Genomic DNA, 17,477 nt, shown 5'->3' on the forward strand with positions numbered 1-17,477 from the left:
GCCCCGCCATGAACGACGATCAACTCCTGCGCTATTCCCGTCACATCCTCGTCGATGAACTCGGCATCGAGGCTCAACAACGCTTTCTCGACGCGCACGCCATTGTGGTCGGCGCGGGTGGTCTCGGCTCGCCGGCCGCGATGTATCTGGCGGCGGCGGGCGTCGGCAGGCTGACGCTGGTCGATGCCGATACCGTCGATCTCACCAATCTGCAGCGGCAGATTCTGCATGTGACAAAGTCGGTTGGCCGGTTGAAGGTCGAGTCGGGACGCGACGCGATCGCGCAACTGAATCCGGAAGTCGTTGTGAACGCCGTAGCAGAACGCGTCGACGATGCGTGGCTGGACGGCAACGTGCCGCAAGCGACTGTCGTACTCGACTGCACGGACAACTTCGCGACGCGTCACGCGATCAACCGCGCGTGCGTGAAGCACGGCGTGCCGCTGGTATCGGGCGCGGCGCTGCGCTTCGACGGCCAGATCAGCACGTTCGATTTCCGCAGCGAAGATTCACCGTGCTACGCGTGCGTGTTTCCGGAAGATCAGCCGTTCGAGGAAGTGGCGTGCTCGACGATGGGCGTGTTCGCGCCGACGGTGGGCATTATCGGTGCGATGCAGGCGGCGGAAGCGCTGCGTGTGATCGCGGGCATCGGCGAGCCGCTGGTGGGCCGCCTGATGATGCTCGATTCGCTACGAATGGAATGGAATACGATGCGCATCGCGCGCCAGCCGGATTGCCCGGTGTGCGGCGAGCGGCATCGGTCGTAAATCTCGCCACTCGCCGAAAGGGAAAACGCGTCAGGCCTGCGCGACGCGATCCAGCGCCGCTTGCACCTCTTCCGGTTCGAACGCCGCGAGCACGTCCGCCACCGGCTTTTCCAGCGTCTTCAGATGCGAGCGCAGAACCTCCTGCTTCACGAGCAGCACCTGGCTCGGATGCATCGAGAACTCCGTCAGGCCCATGCCGAGCAGCAGACGCGTGAGCGTCGGGTCGCCGGCCATCTCTCCACAGATCGACACCGGCACGCCCGCGCGCTTCGCCTCGCGCAGCGTGAACGCGATCAGATGCAGCACCGCGGGATGCAGCGGATCGTACAGATGCGCGACCGCGTTGTCGGCACGGTCGATTGCAAGCGTGTACTGGATCAGGTCGTTCGTGCCGATCGACAGGAAATCGAGCCGCTTCAAAAATAGCGGCAACGCGATCGCAGCCGCCGGAATCTCGATCATCGCGCCGACGCGCACGTTCGGATCGTACGCGAGGCCCGCGTCGTCGAGCTGACGCTTGGCTTCCTGGATCAGGTCGAGCGTCTGGTCGATCTCGCGCGCGTGCGCGAGCATCGGAATCAGGATCTTCACCGTACCGAACGCCGACGCGCGCAAGATCGCGCGGAGCTGCGTGAGGAACATGTGCGGCTCGGACAGGCTATAGCGGATCGCGCGGAGGCCCAGCGCCGGGTTGGGCGCTGTTTCGTACTCGTCGCCGATCGAATCGAGCGGTTTGTCCGCACCGACGTCGATCGTGCGGATCGTCACTGGCATGCCGTTCATCAGTTCGACGGCACGCCGGTACGCGGCGAACTGCTCTTCCTCTTCCGGCATCCCGTCCTTCTGGTTCATGAACAGGAACTCGGTGCGGAACAGGCCGATGCCCGTCGCGCCCGCGTCGAGCGCGGCCTGCGCGTCGTCGGGCAGCTCGATGTTCGCGCACAGGTCGATGCGCGTACCGCACACCGTCTGTGTAGGCGAGAACTTCAGGCGCTGCAGCTTGCGCGACTCCAGTGCCTTTTCGCTCTGCCGGTATGAATACTCTTCGAGCACGATAGGCGCCGGATCGACGATCACGATGCCATGATCACCGTCGACGATGATGAGATCGTCCTGACGGATCAGCGCGCTCGCGTGCTGCACGCCGACCGTTGCGGGAATGCCGAGGCTGCGCGCGACGATCGCCGTATGCGACGTGCGGCCGCCCAGATCCGTGACGAAGCCCTGGAAGGTTTGCCCCTTGAACTGCATCATGTCGGCGGGCGCGATGTCGTGCGCGACCACGATCATTTCGTCGCAGCGTCCGTGAATGCCGTTGACGAGCCCGCCCGTCGCGCCCGCCAGCGCCTTCAGCACCCGCTCGACAACCTGCTCGATATCGGCCTTACGCTCGCGCAGATATTCGTCTTCCACTTCGTCGAAATGGCGGGTGAGGCGTTCGAGCTGTTCGGTCAGCGCCCACTCGACGTTGTAGCGGCGCGTGCGGATGAGGTCGATGGTTTCCTGAACCAGCATCACGTCGTTCAGGATCATGGTATGGACGTCGATGAAGGCGCCCATTTCGGAGGGCGCGTCGGCGGCGAGATCGGCGCGCAACGCGTCGAGCTCCCGATGCACGAGCGCCTGGGCTGTGCGAAAACGCTCCACCTCGCCCTCGATCTGGGTGGGCTCGATCAGATAGTGGTCGACGTCCAGTGCAGCCGGGGCGATCAGATATGCCCGCCCGATGGCGATACCGCGTGACACGGGAATTCCATGCAGCGTGAACGACACGCGCACCTCCTCTAGTTGTGTGATGCCGCGGCAAACCGCTGCAATGCTCTCAGACCCCGACGACCATTATAAATTCCGTACCGCATATCGTTGCTGTGCAGCGCAGCATCGAATGTCGCAGTAAGCCGCGCGTCGGCCCGCAATCCGGCGGACCAAAAGAAAACGCCGCGACATCGCGCGGCGTCTTCCATCCAGAACGAATGCAGCAGCGGATTTTTTATTGTCCCTCGCCGAATTTGTCGGCGATCAGTTTGAGCAGCGCGTCCATTGCATCTTTCTCGTCGGCGCCTTCCGTTTCGATCACCACCGTGCTGCCGATTCCCGCCGCCAGCATCATCACGCCCATGATGCTCTTCGCGTTGATCCGCCGACCGTTGCGACTCATCCAGATTTCCGCCTGGAAGTTGGCGGCGAGTTGCGTGAGTTTGGCCGACGCGCGTGCGTGCAGCCCCAGCTTGTTCACGATAGTCGTTTCCTGTTGCAGCATGTGTTGGTCCGATGCGCTGGTGTTGATGTTATCGAGGTAAAGCAGAAATCTAATACGCGGTGATCAGGTGGCGTTCCCGCTGCAGCCGGTTTCGCTGCCTGCCTTGCAGCTTTCGGCGAGCACTTTGTCCGGCGGCGCGACGGGAAGGCAGTCGTCGGTGTTCGCGACGGCACAGGCAGCGACGGCCGGCGTCGCCGGTCCGACAGCCTGTACGCCTTTGGTCGCGCCCGCCAGCGCCTTGTCGACGAGCACGTCGAGCGGCGTCGCGCGATAGCAGACCGCGCGCACGAGCATCGGCAGATTCACACCTGCCAGCACCCGCACATCGGGAATCGACGCGAGGCGGCACGCGATGTTCGCCGGCGTCGCGCCGAACATGTCCGTCAGCACGAGCGCGCCGTTTTCTTCTCTAAGCCTGTCGATCTCGGCATGCGCGAACGCCACGACCTGGGCGGGGTCGCAATCCGCCGACACGTCGATGACGCCGATGCGAGCGGGCAAGCCGCCGTAAATATGGGAGACACACTCGCGAAGCGCGGAGGCGAAGGGAGCGTGCGCAATGATCAGAATGCCTGCCATGTCAGCCTTGCTGCAGAGTACCGCCCGAAAATCGCGGCCGTGCTTCCATTCCACGGTCTGGCAGCCGAAACAACGGCGCAGACGCGGCGAACAAAGCACGCCATCGAACTCGCCTGAGATCCGACCGCCAAGGGGCCGGATCGCGTGGGCCCTCGCGGGCCGCTTTCAGGGGAGCGGGCATTGTAACAGCCTCATTTTCGCGCTTTCGGCCTTTTCTCGCTTGGCTGGCCATCGCACGAACTTCCATAGCGGAACATGGCGGCGCACCCGCGCCGATTCAACCGACGGCCTTCTCTAGCGCGTCGATGAACATCGCCGCCACGTCGAAGCCCGTCTGATCCATGATCTCGCGGAAACACGTCGGGCTCGTCACGTTCACTTCCGTCAGCCAGTCGCCGATCGCATCCAGCCCGACCAGCAGCAGGCCGCGCGCCTTCAGCACCGGCCCGAGCGTTTCGGCGATCTCGCGGTCGCGCGCCGTCAGCGGCTGCGCGACGCCCAGCCCGCCTGCCGCGAGGTTGCCGCGCACCTCGTTGCCCTGCGGAATGCGCGCGAGCGAATACGGCACCGGTTCACCGCCGATCAGCAGAATGCGCTTGTCGCCCGTCTTGATCTCGGGGATGAACTTCTGCGCCATCACCGAACGCGCGCCGTCGTGGCTCAGCATCTCGACGATCGAGCCGAGATTCATACCGTCCGCCTTCACGCGAAACACGCCCATGCCGCCCATGCCGTCGAGCGGCTTCAGGATCACGTCGCCATGCTCGGCGTGAAACGCGCGCAAACGCGCCGGATCACGCGTGACGAGCGTCGGCGCGACGAATTGCGGAAACTCGCCGATCGCCATCTTTTCCGAGTGATCGCGAATCGCCTGCGGCTTGTTGAAGATGCGCGCGCCCGCGCGCTCGGCCAGTTCGAGCAGCCACGTCGACGTCACGTATTCCATGTCGAACGGCGGGTCCTTGCGCATCACCACTGCGCCGAAGTTGGTCAGCGCGCGCGGCTCGACGGGCTGCGCTTCAAACCACACGTCGCGATGACCGTCCGACTGATCGCCGACGATCTCGAAGCGGTATACGTTCGCCTCGACGCCGCTGCCCGTCCACGCCAGATGCTGCGGCTCGCACGCATATAGCGTATGACCGCGCTTCGCGGCCTCGGCCATCATCGCGTAGGTCGAATCCTTGTAGATCTTGAAGCGGGAAAGCGGGTCGGCGATGAAGAGAATATCCATGGAGTTCCTGAGGCGCCCTCGCGGGCCACACATTGTTCGTTATGGCGTAAGGCGAACGCGCTGACGCGGCGCATCCGCCTGCAAATGCTGCCGCGTTCGACGCGGCGGGAGCGTCAGCCTACCGCGAGCGCGCTCTACGCGCTTGCGGGGTGCCTGTCCACGGTCGGGCCCGATCAGACCTGGATCGCCTCGGGATCGGTCTTCTCCAGTTCCACCGACGCCGCCAGCAGCCCCAGCCGTCCCACCACGCCGTACATGTAGAAGCGGTTCGGCGGCGCGGCGCCCGGCTTTGCGTGCGCATCCGGCAGGGCCGTGTGCTCGAAGCCGAGCGGCACGAAATGCATGCCCGGCGCGTTCAGATTCTGGTCGCGTTCGCGGCTGCCGTGCACGCGGTAGAAGCCGCCCACCACATACCGGTCGATCATGTAGACGACGGGTTCGGCCACTTCCTCGCCGATACGCTCAAACGTGTAGACGCCTTCCTGCACGATCATGTCGTGCACGTCGAGGCCTTCCTTCGTGGTCGACATGCGGGTGCGCTCGCGCTTGGTGAGCGCAGCTACTTCCGACGCGTCGTGCACCGTCATCACGCCCATTCCGTAGGTGCCCGCGTCCGACTTGATGACGACATACGGCCGTTCCGAAATACCGTACTCGCGATACTTCTTCGCGATCTTCTTCAGCACGCCGTCGATCGCGTCGGCGAGCGCTTCCTCGCCCGTGCGCGCCTCGAAATCGACGCCTTCGACATGCGCGAAATACGGATTGATCATCCACGGGTCGATCTCGACCATCTTCGCGAACTTCTTCGCGACGTCGTCATAGCACGAGAAATGGGTGGACTTGCGGCGCACGGCCCAGCCCGCGTGCAGCGGCGGCAGCAGATACTGCTCGTGCAGATTTTCGAGCACGGGCGGAATGCCGCTCGACAGGTCGTTATTCAGCAGAATCGAGCAGGGATCGAAATTCTTCAGCCCGATACGGCGCGCCGATCGCTCCAGCGGCTCCAGCACGATCTTCTGCCCGTCCGACAGCGCGATCGTCACCGGCCCGACGATGCTTTCGTCGAGCGTGCCGAAGCGGACGTTCAGGCCCGCCTGACGCATGATCGTCGCGAGCCGCGCGACGTTCTCCAGATAAAACGCGTTGCGGGTGTGACGCTCGGGAATCACGAGCAGGTTCTTCGCGTCCGGGCAGATCTTCTCGATCGACGCCATCGCCGCCTGCACGGCAAGCGGCAGCGTTTCCTGCGGCAGGTTGTTGAACGCGCCGGGGAACAGGTTGGTATCCACGGGCGCGAGCTTGAAACCGGCGTTACGCAGATCGACCGAGCAATAGAACGGCGGTGTGTGCTCCTGCCATTCGAGACGGAACCAGCGTTCGATGGCGGGCGTGGCGTCGAGGATCTTCCGCTCGAGATCGAGCAGCGGGCCGTTTAACGCCGTGACTAAATGCGGAACCATTGATCACTCGCAGACTGGAGAAAAAAGATTGTAGAGCAAATGCTTTGCCCATTTGGGGTCGCTTTCTCCATTCGCAAGTTATGGGTGGATGCATTCTCCCTATAGGAACGATAGCCGGAAAATCTGCTGTTTGTGAGACAAGATTGAAGCGTGCTGCGGCGATCCGCCGCGCCATGAAAAAAGCCCGCCATGAAGGCGGGCCAAAGTCGCTGCGCTTGTACCTTTTTCGTACCTTTCGTGACCCCGTCGCCGGGGAAAACCGGGTTTGCTGGACCTGTTACTCGACGTGTTCGCCGTGCAGGATCACGTCCAGACCTTCGCGTTCTTCTTCTTCCGTCACGCGCAGGCCGATCGTCGCGTCGATGATCTTCAGCAGGATGAAGCTGATCACGCCGCTGTACACCAGCGTCGTCACGACACCCTTGGCTTGCAGCAGCACGCTGCCGTCCGCGCCGCCGATGTCCTTGACGGCGAACACGCCCGTCAGCAATGCGCCCACGATACCGCCGATGCAGTGCACGCCGAACGCGTCGAGCGAATCGTCGTAGCCCATCTTGTGCTTGAGCCACGTTGCCGACCAGAAGCAGACCACGCCTGCGATCAGACCGATGGCGAGCGCGCCGCCCACGCCGACGAAGCCCGAAGCCGGCGTAATCGCAACCAGACCTGCCACTGCGCCCGACACGATACCGAGCACCGACGGCTTACCCTTGGCGATCCATTCAGCGAACATCCAGCCGAGTGCAGCCATGGCCGTTGCAACTTGCGTCGTCATCATCGCGAAACCGGCACGGCCGTCAGCGGCGACTGCCGAACCCGCGTTGAAACCGAACCAGCCCACCCACAGCATCGAGGCGCCGATCATCGTCAGCACGAGGTTGTGCGGTGCCATCGAGTCCTTGCCGTAGCCCGTACGCTTGCCGAGCACGAGACAGCAGACGAGACCCGCGATACCCGCGTTGATGTGCACCACCGTGCCGCCCGCGAAGTCGAGGATGCCTGCGCTAGCCAGCCAGCCCGTCGGTTCCCAGACCATGTGCGCGATCGGCGAGTAGACGATGATCGACCACAGCGTCATGAAAATCAGCATCGCGGAGAACTTCATACGGTCGGCGAATGCACCCGTAATCAGTGCCGGCGTGATGATCGCGAACGTCATCTGATAGACGAAGTAGACCGATTCCGGAATCGTCGACGCGAGGTGGCTGACCGTCAGCGTCGTCGCCTTGTCGCCCTTGATGTAGGTCATGCCCGACATGAACACGCGCGAGAAGCCGCCGATGAACGAGCCGCCCGGCGTGAACGCGAGGCTGTAGCCGACCACGGTCCAGATCACTGTCACGATGCAGGTGATCGCAAAGCTCTGCATCACCGTGGCGAGCACGTTCTTCTTGCGGACCATGCCGGCATAGAAGAGCGCGAGACCGGGGATCGTCATGAACAGCACGAGCGCGGTGGAGGTCAGCATCCAAGCGGTGTCGCCCGAGCTGATCTTCGACGAATCGACCGAGAACGGCGCGGTCGGTGCAGCCGGTGCCGCATCCGAAGCAGCAGCCGCTGCCGATGCGTCAGCCGGCGCGCTGGCGGCGGGTGCGGCCGAAGCGTCGGCAGCAGGGGCGCTCGCAGCGGGCGCAGCCGGCGCGCTCGCCGTCGTGTCCGGGGCGGAAGCCGCGGCGGGAGCCGACGCGTCGTCCGCGACGGCAGCGCCGATGCCGACCGTCAGCAGCGAGCCGGCCATCATCAGGGACATCAATAATTTACGCATCTTCAGTTTCCTCTTGTCGCTGTTTTTTACAGTGCGTCCGCGCCGGTCTCGCCGGTGCGAATCCGAATCACCTGTTCGATCGGCGTGACGAAAATCTTGCCGTCGCCGATCTTGCCCGTACGCGCCGCGCGCTCGAGGGCTTCGATCGCCTGGTCGACGATGTCGTCCGACACCGCGGCTTCGATCTTCACCTTCGGCAGAAAGTCGACGACGTACTCGGCTCCCCGATACAACTCCGTATGGCCCTTCTGACGACCAAATCCTTTGACTTCCGTCACCGTGATCCCCGAGACGCCGATCGCCGACAGGGCTTCGCGCGCCTCATCGAGCTTGAAAGGCTTGATGATTGCGGTAATGAGTTTCATGAAATCCTCGCTGTAGTGACTCAACCCGTTTGCGTGACTTGCATTTGCCTTGCGCCCTGCTTTCGGTTAACCCCCGAAACCCTTAGCAATGGCGCTTCTCCAGACGGCGTCCCGCCGGTGCGCGGGGCAGTAACAGCAACGTCCATGCCATGTTTGTGGCAGACTCCCGTCGGCGCTTATGGCATAAGGCTTTGCGCGTTTTCTTGTCCGGATGGCCAGTTCAGGCTGGGCACGCTGGCGCGCTATCGGGATCGTTGCTAGAGTGTTTGCAGGCTTGGACAACAGGCGTGCGCACCAAAGGCGCTCATGCTGTAGCGGGTGACCGGGGAACATGCACCAGAAACGATCATTCAGTGTTACGAGGCACGCGCGTAACATCACATGCACATTTTTTGTGCAATTAAGGGGAATGAAATGAAACAACCAAACGACGTCTTCAATGACTTTCAGGCCAAAGTTTCCGAGTTGTTCAAAAACTCGCCGGCCAAAGATGTCGAACGCAATGTGCGCGCAATGCTGTCGCAAGGCTTTTCGAAGCTCGACCTGGTGACGCGCGAGGAATTCGACACGCAGACGCAGGTGCTCGTGCGCACCCGCGCGCGGCTCGAGGAGCTGGAGCGGCGCGTCGCCGAACTCGAGCAGAAGCTGCCCGTGAGCCAATCGTCCTGAGCACCCTCTTCTGATCTGAACATCACAGGCAAGCGGCCCGTGACGTCATTAGCGCTTTAAGGTGAACGCGCCCCGCGGGCGCGTCGGGACGGGAGACAACATGTCGCTTGCCGTGGTGCGCAGTCGCGCGCCGGCCGCTGGCCGCGCGCCCGAAGTTACCGTCGAGGTTCACCTCGCCAACGGACTTCCTTCTTTTTCCATCGTCGGACTACCCGATCTCGAAGTGCGCGAGAGCCGCGAGCGTGTGCGCGCCGCGCTGCTCAATTGCGGTCTCGACTTTCCCGTGCGCCGGATCACGGTGAACCTGGCGCCCGCCGATCTTCCGAAGGAATCCGGTCGTTTCGTTATGCCGTGTCCTAACTGTTAGCTACGAGCAGGTGTGACTGGAAGCTGTCTTATCTCTAAATAGGGCAAGCCCCGCCAGGGGCGCGTCAGACGCTCGAGTGTGTGCAACTCTGGCACCGCCCAACGGGCGGCTGTCCACACCCTTGTGGTGTGGGCAGCAGAGTTGTGCACACGGGGAAGTAGCACGGCTTAACTTCCCCGTATTAGCGATTCGCGCATTCGAGAGCGCGATTAAATTAAGGACGGGTCGCTCGGCAGGGAATCAGTCCTTCGCCCGTGGCGGCTTTGGCGCTGAGTCCGCCAAAGCCTTCTTTCGCCCGGATTTCATCGGAATCGGCAGCTCATCCTGCTCGGTTAGCAACTGCGCCTCGCTGACTCCAAGCGCCATCGCCAATGCGACTAATGTGTCGAGCGCGACGTTGGCGTTTCCCCGTTCGATTTGGCTTACATGAGTGCGATGCAAACCGGCACGGTCTGCCAGGACTTCCTGGGACATGCTCAGCTTGCCGCGAAATAATTTTAGATTCGTCGACAGTCGGTCTCGGACCGCTTCCTGACGTGCAATTGCCTCGTCTGCCATATGGGGCAGGAGCATCAATCATTGCAGCGCATAAATCTACAGTTTGTAAATATCCAGTTTATAAACAGACAGACTTTACTATTCATATTTAGTCTCGTAGACTTCGCTCATCTAAGGGCGTGGCGGGCGGATGTTGCCCACACCTAGGACGTGTCGCCCTGCTTGCTAGCGATTGTGGCGGCGTTAACTTGCCGTTTTACCTTATACGAGGAACTGATGAGGGCCCGGTGTAACGCTCAGCGTCATTTCGTTGGTCTTTTGTGATGCTATTTACTGACAGCAGTTGGGAAGAGCCACATCCCATAAAGAAGAGGCTCATGCAGCCACTTCTTGCGTGGCGCTGCGTTGGATGGACGGACCTCACGCCGAACTTCTTTGTCGTGGCCTCCTCTCGCGGCGCCGAGTGCGCGAGCGCGGATGGTTGGGTGGTGGACGGTGCCGAGGCGCTGATTCAACTGGTACTGCAACTCGGCGATGTCAGCTTTTCCGTCCACTTGTTGGCTCGTAGTGAGGATGACGCTTCCGTCACGCTCTGCCGAGTAAGCGGGTTGTGGCAGGAGGCAGAGGGCAACGATAAGGATGTCGTGAACTACTGGTATTCGACCGCCGGCGGGGAGACGAGACGGTGTTCGCCTGTCGCATTCGGTAGGCGTGTTGAGAGACCACGGTTGGTAAAAGTAATGAGCTTCGAAAACGGCTGAGTACGACTGCGATTCGAAGTCTGCGGCGGGCAGCAGAACGAGCTTATCCGTGAAGGCCGGCCTGTCGTCAGGTGCGGGCGTTCGACTCGAGCGGCAGAGATATTGCTTCGATTTTAAGGCGCAGTCTGGAGACCATGCGGGCCCCAAAAAGTCTCGCTTAAGTAAGGGATGACCATGCCGCGCTCTACGCGTGCTACAGAGAGCGAAACATCGCGCCAAAACGAATGGGTGGAACATATCATCAATCGCGCTGCGATTGCCGCCATCCTATTTGACCCGAGAGTCGCGGAAACGCTGCTCGAAATTCCTGACGCGGCCCTTGGCCGAATGTTCAAGAATCATCTTTGCAAGGCCGTTGGCCAGGCTATGGTCTATGGCATCGACTTCCCTGCGCTTAGCGAGGAGGAAGATAGGCTTCGCAAGCGCGTCAGACCTGAGGCCGAACGGACGCCGGAGAGGAAGCCTTCCCCTCGGTACCGTGATGCCAACACGAAGCGTTATCCGCTTGTGCTCCAAGGAAAAGTGCTTCGGAAGCACGACTTCTGCACCTCGGCTGGCCTCACAGAAAAGAAGCTGGCTAAGCTTGTCGAATCGCAGAGAGTATTTCCAGTCTTCTTTGGTCCCGAAGCCTACTACCCAGCGTTTTTTCTCTCGACCACGATTTTTCGCGACGACTTCAGAAGGGTCATACGCGGTCTTGGCAAAACCCACTCGTGGACAATGTTCGACTTTTTCACGACCCCAATCGCGTCCTTTAACGGTGCTACGCCGCTCCAGAGGCTATCGGCCGGAGATGTCGCTCCGGTAGTGGAGGAAGCCAAAAGCTTCGTGGAGCAATACGCTCGGCTGTTTCCGACGGAACAAGACCCCAGTTCATAAGTCTGTTGGCCATGAAAGCGCTCTTGACGTTCTCGCTCAACAACTACGGACTTCTGGTCATAACTGCAGCTAGTGCCGTGCTTACTTTTGCCGTGCTGTGCATCAATAAAAGATACGTGAATGAAGGAGTCGTGTTCCAACGGTTGCGAGATAAGGAGCACGGCCAACCCGCCTTGAATGGCACGGAAGGAGAACTGCGCGTGGAAAGCCATATCGACCTCGACATTGCGCTCCGCAAGCTTCATCAATTGGGGTTGGACGACGGGGACTTGGGTTATGCCTACTGGCATGAAGTCGCGCAGTTGCTGAAACAAGCGGCTGGCATGCAATCGCGAATACATGAGCTCAGCAAGGAACTGGAACAATGTCGCGCGAGGCTCAGCAAAACAGATTGATACGAGAGATGCGCGAGACTGAGGAGGCTCCCATGAAGGAAGAAATTGGCGTGGAAGAACGATTGTTCAGGAAATCGGACAAGCCTTCTGAAGACTTGAGTTGCAACTGGCACCACAAGAAAGCTCCGAGCTATCACGATATTGTCTCTACCGATGCGACAGGTAAATGGTGCATCTTTGCGAGCACCACCGACGTGGACGAGGAGTGGAGCAAAATTAGCCACGCAATCGAGAACGACCAGCTGATGTGTGCCAAGGTGTCCACCGCTCTGCGCAGCATGGGTCACGATGGGCACGTCATCTGTGTCTACACGCGCGATTGGGCCGATAGGCGCGACATCATGCGTGCCCGCGAAGTGCTGCGGTCGCTGGGCTTCGTGAAGGAGCTCGGCTACAAGCGTGACACTGATACACGGAACAGGATTTACGGCTCTGGGGAGTGGTACCTATGTGCGTAGCCAGGCGCAGCAACCTATTCGGAGAGCCACAATGTCGACGAGCGCGAAAATTCCACCGCCGCCTGACGCCGACGATTTCATGTCCACCGCCGAAGCCGCGAAGCACCTATTCGTTTCCCGTCCACATGTCGTGAAGCTGCTCAAGCAAGACAAACTCAAGCTTCACCACAAAGCTGGGAACACCCGATTCCTGACGAAGGCGTCAGTGCTGGCCTATCAGGCGCACCAGCGTGCTGCGGAAAAAGTCTACCAAGCTTCAACAGGTGACAACGAATGAGCGGAACCAGTTGGCTAAGGATTCAAAGCTTGGCTTCGCTGCAAGTTTCGGGACATTCCGGCGGAAGTATATCTACATGAACACGAATACCGATTCACGCGTTGCGGCCGGCCACGCCGCGGTTAGCAGACTTCTCTCGAAGATTTTGCGCCATGAGCCCGAGATGGTCGGCATACGCCTCGACCTTCAGGGCTGGGTGTCTGTCGATGAACTGATACGCGCAATAGAACGTACTGCGCGCAATGCGAACGCATCGAAGCGACTGAGGACATTGCCGACAGTGACCAGAGAACTCATCCTCGCGGTCGTGGCCACAAACGAGAAGCAGCGGTTTTCGTTATCTCAGGATGGCCTGCGGATACGAGCGGCACAGGGTCACTCGATAGGCGTGGACCTCGGATATGCCGATATGGAGCCGCCTGCTGTTCTTTATCATGGCACCCCGTGGAGCAACTGGGAGAGTATCGCGGCTGACGGATTGACGCCTCGGACCCGGCACGCTGTCCATCTGAGCACGGACGTCAACACAGCGACGCGCGTAGGAGCTCGCCACGGCCAACCACTGGTATTGGTGGTGGACGCAGCGCAGATGCACGCTGACGGGTACTCTTTCGCGCGGTCGGATAACGGAGTTTGGCTTGCTCCTGCTGTGCCGAGGGCATACCTGTCGAAGTGGACGTCCGACGAACGGGGGCCAAGCTCATGAGGGCGCGTTGTCGCCAGTTTGTACTAAAGTGCGCGTTTTGGGACGGCCAGCAACATCAAACCACGTCGAAGCTGTACGCCAAAGCGATACCAACGGTACGACGCTTCGGCGAACGATTCTCGGCGCAGAGGCTCATTCGAATCAACCTTCGGGAGTCGAGCACGAAACCGTCGCATGGAGTCGGTTTAGAAGGCGCTGCCGCTACTACGCTCAAAATGCTCGACGCCCAGTTGTGAGATTTCGTAAATCACAGCCAACCGCCTAGTGCGGGTGCGCCTCGGCAGCAAGTTGTAGGCGCTCCGCTGAGCAAATTCGCACACGACGCGACGACATGCGAGGCGGGTCTGATGGTCAACCCGACTCGGCAGTTGCCACAGCTATAGAGAACGAGATGACAGACCAACGTGTGCCTGATGATTTTCCGAGAGAGCCGAATCTAGGTTCTGTAACCGGGGTTCAACCCAAACTTCTCGTTCGCGAAGTCGACGGGCATTATCAAAGCGGTCTCACGGAGGAGCAGCTCTGGGTTCGCTATGACGCGTGTGAGGACCTTGCTAGTCAGCTGTCCGCATACGTATCGCGGAAGATTAATACCTCTGGGCTGTCGCCAGACGTGGCGTTGAACCGCGCCGACAAAGGCGCGAGATTGAAGGTCGACTCGGGTGAATGGGACTTGTCGCAACGTGAGGTGGCTTGGGTCATGAAGCGCACGCGACAACTGCTGCTGCGTGAGGGCGACGAATAGGGAGTCGGCTGTCGCGGCGATGCGCGGTGGACAGACTCGATACACGGCAGCCAATGGCACGCCCGTGCTTCGCAAGACCATCGTGGAGAAGTTGGCGCGCGACAACGGTTTGGATTACAAGCCGGAAAACATCGTTGTTGGCAGCGGTGGCAAAAACATCATCTTCCTCGCGCTCTCGGTCACGCTGAATCCTGGGGACGAGGTCATCATTCACGCGCCGTATTGGGTTTCCTATCCCGATATGGTCGTCGTGAATGACGGGGTGCCTGTTATCGTGACGAGCGATGCTTCGTCCGGTTTCAAGCTCTCGCCCGAGCAGCTGGAAGCAGCGATTACGCCGAAAACGAAATGGCTAATTCTGAATACGCCCAACAACCCGACAGGCGCGGTCTACAGCCGTAGCGAACTAGCCGAACTCGGCCAGGTTCTCGAGCGTCACCCGCATGTCTGGGTGATGTCGGACGAAATCTACGAGCACTTTGTCTATAACGGTGCGACGCATGTGTCACCGGTGGCAGCTATGCCGTTTATCCAGGAACGGTCACTGGTCGTGAACGGCGCATTGAAAGGCTACTCAATGACCGGCTGGCGCCTCGGGTATGGCGCGGGGCCGGTCCAGCTCGTCAACGCAATCACGAAGCTCATTACCCAAACGACCACCTGCCCCAGCGCAATCAGTCAAGCTGCGGCAGTCGAAGCGTTCGGCGGGCCTCAGGACGCGCCGCATTATGCTGCGAAGGTTTTTCAGCAGCGCGGGAAGCTGATGCGAGAGTTGCTGAAGGAGGCGCGCGGGTTCGAAGTTGGGGAAGTCACGGGTGCCTTCTACCTCTATCCGTCGGTGGCCGGCCTTATGGGTAAGACTACGCCCGCTGGTGCGGTGCTTTCATCGGATGTTGACGTTGTGAAATACCTAATCCAGGAAGCGAGAGTGGCGACGCTTGACGGCAGCGCGTATGGACTCTCTCCACATCTGCGTTTCTCCTTCGCGACATCAGAAGATGTGTTGATTTGCGCTGCAAACTGACCCACGTTTTGCATCTAAAACTGACCCACCCCTGATGCGCTGAAACGTCAGTCTGGTGTATCGATTTGTTCCTCTTTTGTAGGCTTAGGTGAGGGTTTTCGGGCAGCCCGCGTAGCGGGCTGCCCTGCCGTGCTGTTCCTGAAGCGCCATGAATCATTTCCTGTCTCAACTATATGGCAATGGTGCGTGAACCGGTCGAGCAGCGCTGTCGTCATCTTGGGGTCGCCGAAGACGCTGGACCATTCCGTGAAACTGAGATTGGTCGTCACCACGATGCTCGTCCGTTCATATAGCTTTGAGAACAGGTGAAACAGGAGCGCTCCGCCCGTCTCGGTGAACGGCAGATAGCCAAGCTCGTCGAGAATGACGACGTCGGCATACATGAGACGATTAGCCAGCTGCCCGGGCTTGCCTGCAGCTTTCTCGGCCTCCAGTTGATTGACCAGTTCAACCGTTGTGTAGAAGCGCACGCGCTTTGCATGATGCTGCACGGCCTCAATGCCGATAGATGTGGCCAGATGAGTCTTGCCAGTGCCAGGACCTCCGATGAACACGATGTTTTGAGCCGACTCAGAGAACCGGAGGGTGTGTAGCTCGCGCACGAGCAATTCGTCGATATTTGCCTGTTCGAAGTCGAAACCGGCAAGGTCGCGATGGGCGGGGAATCTCGCGGCACCCATCTGGTAATTGATAGACCGCACCAACCGCTCGGCAGTCTCAGCCTTAAGCAGCATCTGCATAAACCTCTCCGGTTCAAATTGGTCGTGACGGGCCTGCGCCACGAGTTCAGGCCATGCCTGCGCCATCCCGTGAAGCTTCAGGACCCTTAGCTGGGCTGCTGTTTCATTCGACATGTCCGTCCTCCTCATTGCGCTGTGCACGCAGCTGCTCGTAGCGATGCACGTTGGCAAGCGGCTCAATGTTCAGGGTGAGCGCGGTCTTGACGACACCGCCCGGACGGCCCGCCGGGCTTTTTAGTCGTGCCAGGATATTCAGTACGTGTTCTGCACTTGGCCGGCCCAATTCCAGCGCAAGCTCCACGGCAACCAGTACTGCTTCCAGCCCATGCACGGGTGTCGCAGCGAGTACCTGCACCATCACCCGGTCTCCGCCTTCCTGCTTTAGCAGATGACGCTGCAGACGCTGCATTGGCTCCGGCATCATCTGAAACGGCGCCCCATTCCTCAATGCTCCAGGCTTGCGGGCGACCAGATTGATGTAATGCTGCCAGTCGTAGAAAGTCTGATAGCGGTCGAAACTTCGCGAATGGCGGGCAATCTCCACGCCATCGGCGACGACGCTGAGATACGTGGGATAGCTTCGAAGGCTGACGATGTGATGGGCGTATTCCGTCGGTACGCTATACCGGTTGCGCTGGAAGTGAACCAGGCTGGTAGGCGAGACGCGCAATGGCAACTCGATATATCCATCGAACAGTCTTGGCGTCTGCATCAGGCGGGGGCGCTCGTCCTCCAGGGCGTCGGCCACGCTCAGCTCAGGCCACTGCGGATGACGCAGTTCCTGCCATGCTTGCCGGCAACGTTCAGCCAGCCATACGTTCAGGACATCGAGCGATTCCCATCGGGTGCGTATTGCTTCGTGCCATATCTGCCGACGCCGGTCCTGTACGTTCTTCTCAACGATGCCTTTTTCCCAGCCCGCCGCACGGTTGCAGAACTCGGGCTCGAACAGGTAGTGACTGCACATCGCGTGGAAGCGGGCATTGATAGCCCGCTGTTTGCCCGGTCCGACCCTGTCGACAGCTGTCTTCATATTGTCGTAGATGCCGCGCCGCGGGACGCCGCCGAACGCAACAAACCCGCGCGCATGAGCATCGAACAGCATCTCGTGACTCTGCGCGTGATAGCCGACCAGCCAGAACGCGCGACTTGCTGCCAGCTTCATATGCGCGACTTCAATTCGGCGCCGAAGCCCACCGATAAAGACGTATTCGCAACTCCAGTCGAACTGGAACGCTTCGCCATATTCGAATGCGAGCGGAACGAACGCACCCCGCTGGGCTCCTGCGTCGCGCTCCTGTTTCCAGCTGCGAACAAATGCACACACGCGGTCATAGCTGCCGTCGTAGCCCGCCGCCCGCAAATCTTCGTGCATCTGGGTGGCGGAACGCCGCTCGCGCTTAGGACGTCTTGTGTCGGCGACCAGCCAAAGGCGGAGCTGCTCAGACCGTAAGCCCCCGGCAATGTCACCTTGAACCGACAGGACGAGGAAGCGACGATCGTGTCCACCTATTTTTTAAGTGGA

The 17,477-nt window shown here is 60.5% G+C and carries 19 protein-coding genes and 2 pseudogenes; 11 read left to right on the top strand and 10 right to left on the bottom strand.

Features of this window, described 5'->3' with window-relative positions:
* The first annotated feature begins 8 nt into the window (after positions 1 to 8).
* On the top strand, positions 9 to 767 hold the full coding sequence (locus SB822_RS08695) for a HesA/MoeB/ThiF family protein (protein ID WP_079498124.1): 759 nt from the start codon (positions 9 to 11) through the stop codon (positions 765 to 767).
* 30 nt (positions 768 to 797) lie between these two features.
* Here SB822_RS08695 and ptsP read toward each other — a convergent pair whose 3' ends face one another.
* The 7 genes from ptsP to SB822_RS08730 form a co-directional block, all read right to left on the bottom strand.
* Positions 798 to 2,540, bottom strand: a complete 1,743-nt coding sequence (gene ptsP / locus SB822_RS08700) for a phosphoenolpyruvate--protein phosphotransferase (RefSeq protein WP_007577689.1) — start codon at positions 2,538 to 2,540, stop codon at positions 798 to 800.
* 217 nt (positions 2,541 to 2,757) lie between these two features.
* Positions 2,758 to 3,027 carry an HPr family phosphocarrier protein gene (locus SB822_RS08705; RefSeq protein WP_007577690.1) on the bottom strand — a complete coding sequence of 90 codons (270 nt, stop codon included), beginning with the start codon at positions 3,025 to 3,027 and terminating at the stop codon, positions 2,758 to 2,760.
* A 63-nt stretch (positions 3,028 to 3,090) separates the two neighbouring features.
* Positions 3,091 to 3,606 (bottom strand): PTS sugar transporter subunit IIA, encoded by a 516-nt coding sequence (locus SB822_RS08710; RefSeq protein WP_410854475.1) that lies wholly within the window; start codon positions 3,604 to 3,606, stop codon positions 3,091 to 3,093.
* Between the two features lie 277 nt (positions 3,607 to 3,883).
* The gene (gshB, locus tag SB822_RS08715) at positions 3,884 to 4,840 is read right to left on the bottom strand and encodes a glutathione synthase (RefSeq protein ID WP_007745870.1); all 957 of its coding nucleotides are present in this window, start codon (positions 4,838 to 4,840) and stop codon (positions 3,884 to 3,886) included.
* A 173-nt stretch (positions 4,841 to 5,013) separates the two neighbouring features.
* Positions 5,014 to 6,303: a glutamate--cysteine ligase gene (gene gshA, locus SB822_RS08720; protein WP_007745871.1), complete on the bottom strand. Its 1,290-nt coding sequence runs from the start codon at positions 6,301 to 6,303 to the stop codon at positions 5,014 to 5,016.
* 277 nt (positions 6,304 to 6,580) lie between these two features.
* Positions 6,581 to 8,068 carry an ammonium transporter gene (locus SB822_RS08725; protein WP_007577701.1) on the bottom strand — a complete coding sequence of 496 codons (1,488 nt, stop codon included), beginning with the start codon at positions 8,066 to 8,068 and terminating at the stop codon, positions 6,581 to 6,583.
* Positions 8,069 to 8,094: 26 nt separating this feature from the next.
* Entirely contained in the window at positions 8,095 to 8,433 is a 339-nt protein-coding gene (locus tag SB822_RS08730) for a P-II family nitrogen regulator (RefSeq protein ID WP_006048089.1), read from the bottom strand.
* A gap of 414 nt (positions 8,434 to 8,847) precedes the next feature.
* Here SB822_RS08730 and SB822_RS08735 point away from each other — a divergent pair, with 414 nt between their 5' ends.
* Positions 8,848 to 9,102 carry an accessory factor UbiK family protein gene (locus tag SB822_RS08735; RefSeq protein WP_007577719.1) on the top strand — a complete coding sequence of 85 codons (255 nt, stop codon included), beginning with the start codon at positions 8,848 to 8,850 and terminating at the stop codon, positions 9,100 to 9,102.
* 100 nt (positions 9,103 to 9,202) lie between these two features.
* Positions 9,203 to 9,454 (top strand): annotated as a pseudogene (locus tag SB822_RS08740) (magnesium chelatase domain-containing protein); the annotation flags it as partial.
* 255 nt (positions 9,455 to 9,709) lie between these two features.
* On the opposite strand, the gene SB822_RS08745 reads toward SB822_RS08740, so the two are convergent.
* On the bottom strand, positions 9,710 to 10,042 hold the full coding sequence (locus SB822_RS08745; RefSeq protein WP_410854476.1) for a helix-turn-helix domain-containing protein: 333 nt from the start codon (positions 10,040 to 10,042) through the stop codon (positions 9,710 to 9,712).
* A gap of 302 nt (positions 10,043 to 10,344) precedes the next feature.
* Between SB822_RS08745 and SB822_RS08750 the strand changes: the two genes are divergently transcribed.
* The 8 genes from SB822_RS08750 to SB822_RS08785 all read left to right on the top strand — a co-directional run bounded on the left by SB822_RS08750 (position 10,345) and on the right by SB822_RS08785 (position 15,212).
* The gene (locus SB822_RS08750) at positions 10,345 to 10,728 is read left to right on the top strand and encodes a hypothetical protein (protein ID WP_410854477.1); all 384 of its coding nucleotides are present in this window, start codon (positions 10,345 to 10,347) and stop codon (positions 10,726 to 10,728) included.
* Positions 10,729 to 10,956: 228 nt separating this feature from the next.
* Positions 10,957 to 11,607: a hypothetical protein gene (locus SB822_RS08755; RefSeq protein WP_410854478.1), complete on the top strand. Its 651-nt coding sequence runs from the start codon at positions 10,957 to 10,959 to the stop codon at positions 11,605 to 11,607.
* Between the two features lie 11 nt (positions 11,608 to 11,618).
* Positions 11,619 to 12,002, top strand: coding sequence for a hypothetical protein (locus tag SB822_RS08760; protein WP_410854479.1), 384 nt, complete (start codon positions 11,619 to 11,621; stop codon positions 12,000 to 12,002).
* Between the two features lie 32 nt (positions 12,003 to 12,034).
* Positions 12,035 to 12,460 (top strand): putative phosphothreonine lyase domain-containg protein, encoded by a 426-nt coding sequence (locus tag SB822_RS08765; RefSeq protein WP_410854480.1) that lies wholly within the window; start codon positions 12,035 to 12,037, stop codon positions 12,458 to 12,460.
* 31 nt (positions 12,461 to 12,491) lie between these two features.
* Positions 12,492 to 12,737, top strand: coding sequence for a helix-turn-helix domain-containing protein (locus SB822_RS08770; protein WP_410854481.1), 246 nt, complete (start codon positions 12,492 to 12,494; stop codon positions 12,735 to 12,737).
* A 76-nt stretch (positions 12,738 to 12,813) separates the two neighbouring features.
* The gene (locus tag SB822_RS08775; protein WP_410854482.1) at positions 12,814 to 13,443 is read left to right on the top strand and encodes an RNA 2'-phosphotransferase; all 630 of its coding nucleotides are present in this window, start codon (positions 12,814 to 12,816) and stop codon (positions 13,441 to 13,443) included.
* Positions 13,444 to 13,834: 391 nt separating this feature from the next.
* A complete protein-coding gene (locus SB822_RS08780) occupies positions 13,835 to 14,188 on the top strand; it encodes a hypothetical protein (RefSeq protein ID WP_410854483.1) in 354 nt (117 codons plus the stop codon).
* 19 nt (positions 14,189 to 14,207) lie between these two features.
* Positions 14,208 to 15,212, top strand: coding sequence for a pyridoxal phosphate-dependent aminotransferase (locus SB822_RS08785; RefSeq protein ID WP_410854484.1), 1,005 nt, complete (start codon positions 14,208 to 14,210; stop codon positions 15,210 to 15,212).
* Positions 15,213 to 15,259: 47 nt separating this feature from the next.
* On the opposite strand, the gene istB is transcribed toward SB822_RS08785, so the two are convergent.
* Positions 15,260 to 16,066, bottom strand: coding sequence for an IS21-like element helper ATPase IstB (gene istB, locus SB822_RS08790; RefSeq protein ID WP_410854485.1), 807 nt, complete (start codon positions 16,064 to 16,066; stop codon positions 15,260 to 15,262).
* Positions 16,056 to 17,393 (bottom strand): annotated as a pseudogene (istA, locus tag SB822_RS08795) (IS21 family transposase); the annotation flags it as partial. The pseudogene istA and the gene istB, both read right to left, overlap by 11 nt.
* Positions 17,394 to 17,477: the final 84 nt, after the last annotated feature.

Origin of the sequence: Paraburkholderia sp. SIMBA_054 (assembly GCF_046534875.1) — a bacterium.
GTDB classification, from domain to species: Bacteria; Pseudomonadota; Gammaproteobacteria; order Burkholderiales; family Burkholderiaceae; genus Paraburkholderia; species Paraburkholderia hospita.